Origin of the sequence: Thioflexithrix psekupsensis, assembly GCF_002149925.1 — a bacterium.
In the GTDB taxonomy this organism is placed as follows: Bacteria; Pseudomonadota; Gammaproteobacteria; order Beggiatoales; family Beggiatoaceae; genus Thioflexithrix; species Thioflexithrix psekupsensis.
In genome coordinates this window covers 34,936-47,940 of record NZ_MSLT01000023.1, presented here as the reverse complement: position 1 = coordinate 47,940, position 13,005 = coordinate 34,936, and the positions used below count along the sequence as shown (strand labels likewise).

12 protein-coding genes and 1 other RNA gene are annotated in these 13,005 nt (G+C 40.2%); 9 read left to right on the top strand and 4 right to left on the bottom strand.

Features of this window, described 5'->3' with window-relative positions; translation table 11 throughout:
• Positions 1–114 precede the first annotated feature (114 nt).
• From ssrS to TPSD3_RS12890, 4 genes are all read right to left on the bottom strand, one after another.
• Positions 115–296: non-coding RNA, 6S RNA (gene ssrS / locus TPSD3_RS12905), on the bottom strand.
• Between the two features lie 29 nt (positions 297–325).
• Positions 326–649 (bottom strand): cell division protein ZapA, encoded by a 324-nt coding sequence (locus tag TPSD3_RS12900; protein WP_086488931.1) that lies wholly within the window; start codon positions 647–649, stop codon positions 326–328.
• On the bottom strand, positions 646–852 hold the full coding sequence (locus tag TPSD3_RS12895) for a TIGR02449 family protein (protein ID WP_086488930.1): 207 nt from the start codon (positions 850–852) through the stop codon (positions 646–648). Before TPSD3_RS12895 ends, TPSD3_RS12900 begins: the two co-directional genes overlap by 4 nt.
• 53 nt (positions 853–905) lie before the next feature.
• Positions 906–1,673 (bottom strand): MlaA family lipoprotein, encoded by a 768-nt coding sequence (locus tag TPSD3_RS12890; RefSeq protein WP_086488929.1) that lies wholly within the window; start codon positions 1,671–1,673, stop codon positions 906–908.
• Between the two features lie 403 nt (positions 1,674–2,076).
• Between TPSD3_RS12890 and TPSD3_RS12885 the strand changes: the two genes are divergently transcribed.
• The 9 genes from TPSD3_RS12885 (at position 2,077) to TPSD3_RS12840 (ending at position 12,959) form a co-directional block, all read left to right on the top strand.
• Positions 2,077–3,684 (top strand): tetratricopeptide repeat protein, encoded by a 1,608-nt coding sequence (locus TPSD3_RS12885; RefSeq protein WP_086488928.1) that lies wholly within the window; start codon positions 2,077–2,079, stop codon positions 3,682–3,684.
• Between the two features lie 70 nt (positions 3,685–3,754).
• Positions 3,755–5,779 carry an HsdM family class I SAM-dependent methyltransferase gene (locus TPSD3_RS12880; protein WP_086488927.1) on the top strand — a complete coding sequence of 675 codons (2,025 nt, stop codon included), beginning with the start codon at positions 3,755–3,757 and terminating at the stop codon, positions 5,777–5,779.
• 20 nt (positions 5,780–5,799) lie between these two features.
• Positions 5,800–6,375 carry a restriction endonuclease subunit S gene (locus TPSD3_RS12875; protein ID WP_217884463.1) on the top strand — a complete coding sequence of 192 codons (576 nt, stop codon included), beginning with the start codon at positions 5,800–5,802 and terminating at the stop codon, positions 6,373–6,375.
• 85 nt (positions 6,376–6,460) lie between these two features.
• The gene (locus TPSD3_RS12870) at positions 6,461–7,123 is read left to right on the top strand and encodes a restriction endonuclease subunit S (RefSeq protein WP_086488925.1); all 663 of its coding nucleotides are present in this window, start codon (positions 6,461–6,463) and stop codon (positions 7,121–7,123) included.
• A gap of 661 nt (positions 7,124–7,784) precedes the next feature.
• Complete coding sequence (leuC, locus tag TPSD3_RS12860; protein WP_086488923.1) at positions 7,785–9,203, top strand: 3-isopropylmalate dehydratase large subunit; 1,419 nt, start codon at positions 7,785–7,787, stop codon at positions 9,201–9,203.
• Between the two features lie 261 nt (positions 9,204–9,464).
• On the top strand, positions 9,465–10,010 hold the full coding sequence (locus TPSD3_RS12855) for a hemerythrin domain-containing protein (RefSeq protein ID WP_086488922.1): 546 nt from the start codon (positions 9,465–9,467) through the stop codon (positions 10,008–10,010).
• 166 nt (positions 10,011–10,176) lie between these two features.
• Positions 10,177–11,304, top strand: a complete 1,128-nt coding sequence (gene phaE / locus TPSD3_RS12850) for a class III poly(R)-hydroxyalkanoic acid synthase subunit PhaE (protein WP_176329870.1) — start codon at positions 10,177–10,179, stop codon at positions 11,302–11,304.
• 75 nt (positions 11,305–11,379) lie between these two features.
• Positions 11,380–12,450: a class III poly(R)-hydroxyalkanoic acid synthase subunit PhaC gene (locus TPSD3_RS12845; RefSeq protein WP_086488920.1), complete on the top strand. Its 1,071-nt coding sequence runs from the start codon at positions 11,380–11,382 to the stop codon at positions 12,448–12,450.
• A 182-nt stretch (positions 12,451–12,632) separates the two neighbouring features.
• Positions 12,633–12,959: a cupin domain-containing protein gene (locus tag TPSD3_RS12840; protein ID WP_086489610.1), complete on the top strand. Its 327-nt coding sequence runs from the start codon at positions 12,633–12,635 to the stop codon at positions 12,957–12,959.
• Positions 12,960–13,005 lie beyond the last annotated feature (46 nt).

Sequence of the window (13,005 nt, the reverse complement as noted above, 5' to 3'; positions counted from 1 at the left end):
GAAAAAAGGACAAGGTATTTTTTACCTTGTCCTTTCTTTTTGCCTTCTCGGCATATCATCATCAACTTTGATTTACTACAAAACACGGGTTATCGCCCCGTTTAAACAGAAAAAGCACCCCCCAGAACAACAGCATCGTACAACCAGTTTGCTGAACCGAAGGTTCAGGTGGGAACGTCTAAGAGCATATCAGGCTTCCTGCTCAAAACAGGCTTGCACAACAACACCCTAACCCCGTCCCCGTATTGTTACTTATAGGTTCAAGCGATTCTGCGTCGCACGACACCAAGGGGGATGCCAGAAATCGGCTTCGTTACCTATAACCTTACTGCTTTATGCGCGTTAATGCAAGTTCTATTTTTGCTTCCAACTGCGCGATATGCTGTTCTAAAGCGTGAATATCTTGTTCACGTTGTTGTTTATATTGCATATATTCATGAATAATATTTAAAGCACTCACCACCACCAAACGCTCGATGCTGACAATTTTACCGCCTTCTTTGACTTCTTGAATTTTCTGCGTCAAATAGCGCGCCGAAGCCGATAACGTCTCACATTCGTTTTCTGGGCAGGCAATCACATAATCTTTATCCAAAATACGCAAATTAACGGGTTTTATTGTACTTTTATCCATGCGACTGCTGCTCATACCCCATTGTCTTCCATCGTTTTTAAGCGCGTGATCATCGCTTCAATACGGCTGCGCGCCAGCGCATTTTTCTCCAAAAGCGATGCCCGCTCCGATAACCACTGCGCTTGTTGCACCCGCAACGCTTGATTTTCATCGGCCAATTGGGTGCAAAGATTCACCAATTCTTCAATGCGGTGTTCAAGTCTTTGAAAATCGACCATATTGATAATATCAATCACTTGAGCGAAAGTTTCTTAAAAAAACAAGACAGATATTATTCCAAATCACTGAATAATTCATCAAATTCATCTTCTTGCGTGGGGACATTGCCGTCTTTGACCAAATATTCACGACGCTGCAAATACGCATCGCGCATATACGTATAAGGGTCTAATGCGGCGGTTTTCATGACTTTTTCAATTTCTAACAAACTTGCTCGCTGATCCACCGCGTAGATTCCATTGGTAATCACATGCCAACGCAACACAACATCATCGTTACCAGCAACATAACTGCGCGGATCAAAAAAACCATCCACCCCACGTCCAGCCGTATCGCGTATCGAACTAGGTCCTAAAAGAGGCAATACCAAATAAGGCCCACTGCCCACTCCCCAATAACCTAAAGTTTGTCCAAAATCTTCATAATTTTTAGGATAACCAAAGTGCGTGGCTAAATCTAAAAAACCAAGTAAACCCAAAGTGGTATTAATCACAAAACGCCCCGAATCAGAAGCCGCTTGTTTAAGCTTAAATTGTAACAAATCATTAGCAATCACTGATAATTCACTTAAATTGCTAAAGAAATTGGTAATTCCCTGATTAACGGGTTCAGGAGTTAATTCTTGATAAGTCACAGCCAAAGGTTTCAAAATGACTTCATCAACAGCTTGATTGAAGCCAAAAATTCGGCGATTCAAGGGTTCTAAAGGGTCTGGACTGGTGGACAAGGACGCACAACCCGACAATGAACCTTGTAAGGGTAACAGGATTAATAAGGGAAAAATAATTTTAATACGAGCGAGAATAAACATTTTTGACATGAGCATTAGAGCGTATTTTTACAATCGCATAGACAGACCTCACAGAGTCGCTATGCACCTAAGCGTAATAATAACAGAATCATTTGCGATATGTGCAGTGGTGAGTGCAATTTAAAAAACAGAGGGGTAGCCTCGATTGAAATCAACCAGTTGCTTTTAAACAGCAAGTGGCTTTATCATTCACCAATCTTGATTTCGGAGTTGTACCTTGTAAAATGAGGTCAATTTTTTTAAAAACCTCTTGCGCGGCGATCCGTTATTTTTGAAACACATTGAAAAGAGTAAGCGTATGTGATTAGTAGGCTTAACTCGCAATTGGTTGTAAGGAGTGTGGGTTGTGCTAATTTTTTCAGAAGGTTTTTTGCTGTAACAGCACTTTTTTATTTTTCACAAGGAATAAGCAATGGCAGGTAGAAAAAAACGCGCTGAAGCGACAGTAGAATCACTGATGCAGGCGATAAAAGACGATGATTATGACCAAGTACAGGCTATTTTTGAAAGCTCTCCAAAGTTATTGGCTGCTATGCAAAATGTAACGTTGGAAAATTACGGCAATATCGATGAAAATGATGAGAATTTTCTCTTTTTTCTCGCCTTAAAAGCAGAAAGTACTTCTAATGCCTATGCGGATGATGAGAGTGAAGCCACGCTGACTCAAGCCGTTGAATTATGGCGGACAATTCTGGAACATCGTGATTTTCCCAAGCAAAGTGAGTTATTCCAATTAAACTCTTTCGGCAGAACAATGGGACTTTCCATTGAACTTTACGAATTAACCAACGAGATTGAAGACTTAGAATTTTCTTTAAAAACCGCTTCTGCTTTTTTCCAAAGAATCCCTGATAATTCTCCAGAATTGCCTGCGGGTTTAGGGCATTTGGCGTTTGGATATTTAGAACGCTTTCATCATTCAGATGATGAGAGTGATTTAGAGAAAGCAATTGCGTTGTGCCGACAAGCGATTAAAAAGGCAACTCGTCGTTATCCTGACCAGATTCCCGGTTTATACGCCAGTTTGGCTAAAATTCTGTTTGAGCATTTTCACTATTCGGGAGAATTGTCTGATTTAGACGAGATAATTAAGTGCTATCAAAAAGTGATTCAGAAATCTGAACCTGATGATCCTGATTTGGCGGTCTATTTCGATTATTTGGGCGATATATATAAGGTTCGTTTTGTTAATCTCCGAAAAATTTCTGATTTGAAAGCGGCTATTAAGGCTTATGAGCGGTCAATTGAGATATTCGAAAGAATCGCGCCCAATTCGTCTGCAATAAGAGAAGTGATGGAGAACTTAGCGTTGTCATGGGGAGATTCTTATGTTCACACGAAGAAAATAGCGGATTTAAATAAGGCTATTTCACTTTATGACACAGTGCTAGAAAAAGCTGGTCCTGATAAATTACCCGAAGCGTTATATTTGCTAGGCGAGTTATTGAGAATACGGTTTTTGCATTCAAAAAATCCAGATGATCTGGAACAGTGTATTTCTTATTGTCAACAGGCCGTTGAACAAAGTACGGACGATGATGCGCGCTATCATTTTCTTGAGAAACTGGGTTTAGGTTATATTACCCGTTATGAGAATTTCTCCGATGCGGCGGATTTAGAAAAGGCAATAGGCACTCTTAAACAAGCCATTTATGAGTGTCCAGAGGATTTTCCAGGACTAGATATGTTTATTAGCCATCTTTCTTATGGATTAAAAGCGAGTTATTTGCTGTCGAAAAATTTGGCTCATTTGGAAGAAGCCATTCATTTACAAAGAGATGTGATTGAAAGAATATCACCTGATTCTCTTCATTATGAGAATAACTTAGGATTTTGCCATAATAATTTGAGTGCGGCTTTAGAACAGCGTTATTTGCATTTAGGAGAAGTAGCCGATTTAAAAGAGGCGATTGCTTCATCTAAAAAAGTGATTGAAGAAGTGTTATCTGATGCTTCGTTTCGGGAGAAGGCTCAACAGGCTTTGGCTAGAATGTTAGCGTACTCTGTGCCGTCGGAGTGAGGGAGTTTGTCGTGTTAGTCGGGGCAGGCTTTGGGGTCTGCCTTAGACTTTGTTAAAAATAGGAATAAATATGGCACAATCAATAGAACCAAACATTACAGAATTAGCAAATGGCTGGCTTAAATCTTACAAGCTCAATTATAAATTAGAGCAAGAACCGTTAAATGCTGAAATTGATAAAGCACTTGATGATTATTTCTCTAAAAGTGGTGGTGTTGGTGGCAATCGTCCTGATGCAAAACTGTTGTTGCAAGATAAGCATTTAAACTATTACCCGATTCTGATTGAATACAAAGGGTATAAAGACAAACTGGTAAAACTTGATAATAACGGTCAGGTTGAAAATAAAACGGCGAAAAACGAACCTCATTTTAAAAACATTAATTCTTTTGCAGTCAACGGTGCGGTGCATTATGCAAATGCCTTGCTTCATCATACCAGCTACACCGATATTATTGCGATTGGAATGACGGGTTATAAAGATGAATCGGGAAAAATTCAGCATGAAATTGGTGTGTATTATGTTTCAAAAAGCAATTTTGGCGTTGGGCAAAAAGTTGGGGAATTTTCCGATTTTTCTTTTCTAAAAAAAGAAAATTTTGATGCGTTTGTTAAGCAAGTAGAAGATTTGAATTTATCACAAGAAGAAATTGATAAACTCAAAGAACAACGCGAAAAAGAAATTGATGCGAGTTTAGTTAAACTCAATAACGATATTTACCAAAACGAAAAAGGTTTAGGTGAAAATGATCGCGTTTATCTGGTTGCCGCTGCAATTATTGCCACCATTGGGATTCCTGGCAAAGTATCACCGCTTGAAAAGTCAGATTTAAAGTCTTCGACTGAAAAAGGCAATACTGATGGGGAAATCATTGTCAGAAAAATAAGTGCTTTTTTAGCCGAAAAAGATTTGCCGCAAGAAAAGAAAGATTTAATTATTAGAACCTTATCTAACACCTTATTAACTGGAAATATCAACAAAGTTGAAAACGGTGAAAGCCAGCTTAAACGAGTTTTTACAAAAATTGTCGATGATTTGGGCATTTATTATAAGATTGGCTTAACAACGGATTTTACTGGCAAGCTGTTTAATGAAATGTATAGCTGGCTGGGTTTTTCACAAGACAAATTAAATGATGTGGTGCTTACCCCGTCTTATATTGCGACACTGTTAGTCAAATTGGCGCGAGTGAATAAAGATTCTTATGTTTGGGATTTTGCCGCAGGTTCAGCGGGCTTATTAGTTGCCGCAATGAATGAAATGTTAATTGATGCGAAAAACAGCATTCATTCACCTGATGAATTGCGACAAAAAGAATTAAAAATAAAAGCAGAACAATTACTGGGTTTGGAGTTGCTGTCCAGTGTGTATATGTTGGCAATTCTCAATATGATTTTGATGGGTGATGGTAGCTCTAATATTTTAAATAAAGATTCAATCAAAGATTTTGACGGAAAGTATGGTTTTGGAAAAACAGATAACCAATTCCCCGCGACTGCCTTTGTGTTAAATCCGCCTTATTCTGCGAGTGGTAACGGCATGAATTTTGTGGAAACCGCCTTAAACATGATGAATAAAGGCTATGCGGCGATTATTATTCAAAATTCGGCAGGTTCAGGAAGAGCCAAAGATTATAATAAGCGGATTTTAGAAAAACATACACTGTTAGCCAGTATTAAAATGCCAATCGATATTTTTATTGGTAAATCGAGCGTACAAACCAATATTTATGTATTTAAAGTGGGTGAAAAACATGAAAAAGACGAAATCGTGAGGTTTATTGATTTCTCAAATGATGGTTATACGCGCACGAATCGTAAAAAAGCCAGCAATAACTTAAAAGACACTGACCAAGCTAAAGAACGTTATGAAGAATTAGTTAATTTAGTGCGTTTTGGTAAAAACAAACTGAGTATTTTTACTGAAAAAGAATATTATGAAAACACAATTGATCCAAAAAATGGCGCAGATTGGAATCAAACCGCCCCAATTGACACAAAACCGACTTTGCAAGATTTTAAGAAAACGGTCAGTGATTATTTAGCGTGGGAAGTTTCTAATTTATTAAAAGGAAATGATAGTTTGGGAAAATAGATTCCCCACTTAACGAGAAATTGAAAAATGTTGAGTGGGGGGAGTTTAAAATTGGTGATTTGTTTGAGGTCCATTCTTACAAAAAAAGATTTGATGCGAACAAAGTTGAAATTTTAGATAACGGAAAATTTCCCTATGTTGTTAGAATAGGGTCAAATAATGGTCAAAAAGGTTTTATAAACGAAGATGAGAATTTTCTGAACGAAGGAAATACGATTTCATTTGGGCAAGATACGGCTACAATGTTCTATCAAGAAAAGCCCTATTTCACGGGTGATAAAATAAAAATCTTGAAATCAAAAGACAAAAGGTTTAACAAAAAAAATGCTCAATTTTTTGTTTTAGCAATGTCAAAAGCATTTAGTTCTTTTTCTTGGGGAACTTCAAGTTTTGATGTAAAAATAATTGAAAGCCAAAAAATCCACCTCCCCACAAAAAACAACAAAATAGATTTTGATTTTATGGAAAGTTTTATATACCAAAAAGATAGGGTTCGTAGAATCCTTATTTTGTCAGAATCAGAATTTACAGACACAAGAATTTTCAAAATTTATTCTTGCAAATCGTTTATTTTAAACAGATTTTTTATTTTTTAATTCTGAAAATCCTAAAATTCTGTAAATTCTGATTCTGACAGAAAAATTTTATGAATGACTTAATTTTGGTATAGCAGAGCTGGAAATGGAACGTATAGCGGAACTGGAAGCGGAGCGACTAGCGGAGCTGGAAGCGTATTTATTAGCGACTGGATTAAAAGATTACACCTTAACAGCCGAAGAACAACAGGCTTTAGAGGATTTTGAAAATTTGAAATTTGAAAAGTTTAATGTCATTGATGTTTTTGATGTAAAAAATACTAGAAACATTTTATCAAAAGATATTGTTGAAAACAGCGGAACAACTCCTTATTTGTGCGCAAGTGCAGAAAATAATGCGGTGAGTTCTTATATTTCTTATGATCAAAAACAGTTAGACAAAGGGAATTGTGTTTTTATTGGAGGTAAAACTTTTGTTGTCACCTATCAAGAAAAAGACTTTTATTCAAACGATAGCCATAATTTGGTTTTGTATTTAAAAGATGAAAAATACAAAAGCAAATTAAACCAATTATATTTAGCAACATGTATTAATAAAAGTTTGGGGCATAAATATTCTTGGGGCGATAGTATTAGCAATAGAAAAATTCAAACGGACAAGGTTTCACTCCCAACACAAAACGCACAACCCAATTACGCAATAATGGAAACTTTTATTTCTGCTATTCAAAAGTTAGTTATAAAAGAGGTCGTTTTATATGCTGACAGAAAAATAGCAGCGACAAAAACCATCGTAAAAAAAGCATAGTTTCATAGATAGGCATATTGCAGGGTATTCTACACCGCAAAGACACCTAATAGGGGGTATAACCGCTTTTTTTATTGCCTGCGGTTATTTTTCCGTATTATCCAGTAAGCGAGAATGTTGTGGAATACTTAAAAGTTTGGGGTTAGCATATTGAAACTGTTCTTGGATTTCATTGGCTCTACAAACTCTGTCACTGAATATTACACTTCCATCAAGATTTATGCACTTATACACCTGCGCTACGTTTGCAGAATCTGTATTTTTAGCTGCATGAGGTTTTCCAGACGAGATGCTGGGGTTAGAGTACGTTCTTCGTATTTTTTCTGCTTCCCGTATGGATGTTTTATTGATGGTCAATAACAACCAAATAAAAAAAGTCCCTACAACAAACACCATAACCAATCGCGTCAATTCAAAAATAGGTTGTCGTCTCCGTCTTGCCATCGAATACCTCGGTAATTCATCTTTTTTACAGTTTAAACTCGTCCTGTTTCGTAAAACGAAACGCTATCACTCTGCCTATCACTTGTCAACGGTAAAAAGACATTGACCAAAAAATCCCCCCTCATCCCCTCCAAAAAAAACCCTGTCTCCCTCCCATTCAGGTTAAAATGGGCGTTTTCAGACCCAGCAAAATCCAGAAAAATTAGGGAATCAAACGATGTCTGCCAGAACTTTATACGATAAATTATGGGATGCCCACGTGGTGCGCACCGATGAAAATGGCGCGGCTTTACTTTATATTGATCGCCATTTACTGCACGAAGTCACCTCTCCGCAGGCTTTTGATGGGCTTAGACTGGCACAACGTCAACCATGGCGATTATCGGCTAATTTAGCCGTGCCAGATCACAATGTCCCCACCACACCCGACCGCACGGCGGGAATCGATGCCATTGTCGATCCTGTTTCGCGTTTACAAGTACAAACGTTGGTGAATAACTGCACCTCGTACAATATCCCCTTGTTTGCCATGAATGACATTCGTCAAGGCATTGTACATGTCATTGGACCCGAACAAGGCGCGACTTTGCCCGGCATGACCGTGGTATGTGGCGATTCGCACACCTCGACCCATGGCGCATTCGGCGCGTTAGCCTTCGGCATCGGCACATCAGAAGTAGAACATGTGCTGGCCACCCAATGCCTTGTACAAAAAAAATCAGGCAATATGTGTATTCAAGTGGACGGAGAATTATCCGCAGGAGTCACCGCCAAAGACTTAATTTTAGCCATTATCGGCCAAATTGGTACCGCAGGTGGAACAGGATATGCGCTTGAATTTGCAGGAAAAGCCATTAGTGGCTTGAGTATGGAAGGGCGCATGACACTCTGCAATATGGCCATTGAAGCAGGCGCACGGGCGGGTATGGTTGCGGTTGATGATGTCACATTGGCGTATGTCAAAGATCGCCCTTACGCCCCCAAAGGACAACAATGGCAACAAGCCCTTAGCGCATGGAAAGAATTACACAGCGATCCGGGCGCGCATTTCGATCAAGTGGTGCGTTTCGATGCCCAATCTCTTGTACCACAAGTGACGTGGGGAACGTCGCCAGAAATGGTCACAGGAATCAATGGGCGCGTACCCAATCCCGCCACCATTGCCGATCCCATCGCCGCCGCATCCATTCAACGTGCCTTGACGTACATGGGATTAACGCCCGATATGGCGATAACTGATATTATGGTGGATAAAGTTTTTATTGGCTCTTGTACGAATTCCCGTTTAGAAGATTTACGCGCTGCTGCCGATGTGGTGCGTGGACGGCGGGTGGCTGATACGATTAAACTGGCTTTGGTTGTGCCGGGGTCTGGTTTAATTAAACAACAAGCAGAAGCCGAAGGCTTAGATCAGGTATTCCGTGATGCAGGCTTTGAATGGCGCGAGCCGGGCTGTTCGATGTGCTTGGGCATGAATGCGGATCAATTGTCACCGGGCGAACGCTGTGCTTCTACGTCTAACCGTAATTTTGAAGGACGACAAGGCAAAGACGGCCGCACCCATTTAGTAGGGCCAAGCATGGCCGCGGCAGCGGCGATTGCAGGACATTTTGTTGACGTGCGCGATTTGCTTTAATCGCATCACGGTGATGCACGGATCATCACGATTCTTGTCGAGAAACGATTGCGTCCGTGCTTAAATTCAGGTTTAATCAATACCCGTATAAATCTTAAATCAAAAAAAACGGATAAGTGTTTTATGAATCATGAAGCCTTATTTATTGAATCATGGATGAAGTGCCGATTTTTTGCGTTGAACCCTATCTATGCGCAAAATTCAGAACTTCCCCGTTCCGTTTGCTTGTCTTATTTGTCAATCAAAACAAGGGGATAACCTATGTCAGCTATTATCAATAAACTCCATCAAGAACATATTGGCATCGCCAAATTATTGGACTTGTTGGATACCCAAATGGCTACTTTCCACGCGGGCGACACACCCGATTACCAAATCATGTCTGACATTATGCACTACATGGTGCATTACCCAGACATGTATCATCATCCCAGCGAAGATGTGTTATTTTCCCATTTAAAACAACGCGATCCCAGCTTACAAGGGGAAATTGAAGAGTTATTGCAACAACATGAATTGTTAATTGAAAAAGGACGCGCTTTTTTTAACACCCTGCAATTGGCAATGGACGACACGGCCATGTTTTCCCGCGCCACTTTGGAAACCCAAGCCAATGAATATATTGCTTTATTGCGCGGTCATATCGACAAAGAAGAAGGCAAAGTGATGCCACGCGCCGCCCAAACCTTTAGCGAAGCCGATTGGCAACAAGTACATCAAGGGATTAAAGAATTGGATGATCCTTTGTTTGGCAGTACGGTTAAAGAAGATTACGCCGCTTTATACCATTATTTAACCGCACAATAAGCCCTTAAACCCATGCCATTACGGATCAGTGTCACGACAGTATTCGTAATGGTGATGGCATAGTCCATATTCTGTTGCGATGCAGCATTGACCATGCTACTATGAAATCAGACAGTTACGACAAAACAACGACGCAATGAATGGATGCCAATCAACAGAGGCAAGCATGACCACTCGATCTTCCGATACCGACACCGATCCCAATGCAGAGACGCAAGAAAACATCTCTCCCCAAGATTATTGGGCGGCGTGTTTGGCTCTGCTCCAACAGGGCGCGAAAGAACACACCACCTCAAGCAACGCTTCTGCACATTGGTCTGAATCTTTAGAATTATGGTGGCAGGCGGTTGCTACGTCCTTGACTCCGGACAATTATGCGGTATTTCGTCGTTTTATTGATCAGGGAAAAAGTTATTTTCGTTTAAACAGCGAATTTTTAAAAACATTTGATCAATTACAACAAGCCAATCCCGATTCTCCCGAATGGCAGAGTTTATGGGATCAGGGATTTGAAGAGTTAAAAGCCAGTTTTATTGCGGCGAGAAATGAGCAATCAGAAACGGTTGGTTTTTGGGAAATGCCTTTTGACAGTTGGCAACGTACTTTGGCTTCTTTATCCATATTGCCAAATGATTTATTTAGTTTATTAAAAGATGATATTATCAGTAATGAACGTCAACGCTTGAATCAGAAATGGCAACAGATTCTATCCGTACCGGGTTTAGGTTATACCCGTGAATGGCAAGAACAATTGCAACAGGGAATGCGTTTAAGTTTAGCTTACCAAAGCGCACAACAAGATTATAGCGGACAATTTCAAAAAATCGGTTTACGGACTTTAGATTTATTACGCGAACGCATTTTGTCTATGCAGAAATCGCAGCAGAGTATTGGCGATTTGCGGACTTTATATAATATTTGGATTGATTGTGGAGAAGCGGCTTATGCCGAACAGGTTACTACGCCGCAATTTATTACGATTCACGCCCGCTTAATTAACAGCTTAATGGCGTGGAAACGACATCAACAAAAAATGATTGATATGGCATTAAATAGTTTCCACATGCCAACCCGTAAAGAATTAGATACCATGAATATGCGTATTCATCAATTGCGCCGTGAAAATAAATTGTTACAAAACGATCCCAATTGCGCGCATGTGGTCAGTTTAATTCAGGAAGTCAATAGTTTACGTGCCGAAGTGGGCGAATTGCGCAACCATCTGCTCAGTGAACGCAAAAAAGCAAAAACTGAAACTGAAACCGAAAAAAAAACCCAGCCGCCCCGCCAGTAAAACCCCTCGCACCCGCGATCCTGCCGTCCCTCCCACTTCCACCGAATCGCCCGACAACAAAGGAGACATGACTCCATGAATCCGTTTCAAATTCGTCCTGATCAAGCCGTACAAGACATGTTGGAATTCAACAAGAAATTGGGCGATGGTCTGAAAACGTTGACCACGATCAAAGAAGTCACCGTAGGCAGTTTGGCGCGGGAAGCGGTTTATCAAGAAGATAAATTAGTGTTATACCGTTACACTCCAATTGTCGCACATCCCAATCCGGTGCCGTTGCTGATTGTGTACGCGCTGGTGAATCGCCCTTATATGCTGGATTTACAAGCCAATCGTTCCACCATTCGCGGCTTATTAGAAGCGGGACAAGATGTGTATTTAATCGACTGGGGTTATCCTGATGGCGCGGATCGTTATCTGACTTTAGAAGATTATATTAGCGGTTATTTGCACCGTTGCGTGAGTACCGTGTGCAAACGGCATGGGGTGGAGAAAATTAATGTATTAGGTGTCTGTCAAGGCGGCACATTTAGCCTTTGTTATGCTGCGCTTTATCCTTATAAAATTTGCAATTTAATCACCATGGTGACCCCCGTTGATTTTAAAACCAGTGATAATTTACTCAGCCAATGGGTGCAAGAGTTAGATGTGGATTTATTGGTGGATACTTTAGGCAATATTCCCGGTGAATTATTAAACTGGACTTTTTTATCCATGAAACCATTCCGTTTAACAGGGCAAAAATATCTGGATATGGTCGATAGTTTAGCGGACGAAGAATCGGCTAAGAATTTTTTAAGAATGGAAAAATGGATTTTTGACAGTCCTGATCAAGCCGGTGAGGCTTTTCGGCAATTTATTCGTCATTTTTTTCAAAAAAATCGTTTGATTAAAGGGCAGGTTTTTATTGGAGAGAGCCGCGTGCATTTAAAAAATTTAACCATGCCCATTTTAAATATTTACGCGACAGAAGATCATTTAGTTCCTCCGTCGGCTTCTGTTGCCTTGCGCCACCACATTGGTACGGATGATTATAAGGAAATTGCCTTTAAAGGCGGTCATATTGGTATTTACGTCAGCCAACGGGCGCAAAAAGAATTGCCAGCCCAGATTGGGGAGTGGTTGGATGCGCGTAGTAAAAATTGAACCATGACCCATCGTCGTTAATGATTCTTCAAAATGGTGGCTAAAAAGAAAAGAAAATTTCCACATGACCGCTTTCCCATTTTTGCATTGCGGTGGTGCGGTAACTCCATTAAAATGCTTTTTAAATTTCGTTACATTTGCTCAAATCACTAAATTGCACTATGTTGTTAGTTAAAGGCAACTTGTTTGACACACCGTCTATCCCATCGGCCAGTGAACATTTTGAAGTTTTGCTTCAGGAATCGGGTGGCCAGATCGAACGGATTATTTCGCATCATTATGCGTCTCCGCCTGATTTTTGGTACGATTCTCCTCAAAGCGAATGGGTGGTGTTACTCCGGGGGCAAGCGGCCTTAGAATTCACAGATAACACAAACACGGAAACCATCCTGCTCAATTCGGGCGACTATTGCCGCATCGCCCCGCGACAACGGCACCGCATCGCGTGGACAGCAGAAAATACCCTCTGGCTTGCCGTGCATTTCGCAGAATCATCCCCGTGTGATTAATTCGTAGCATTAATTAGTTATGATTCTGTTTTAAAGAAAACGGCCA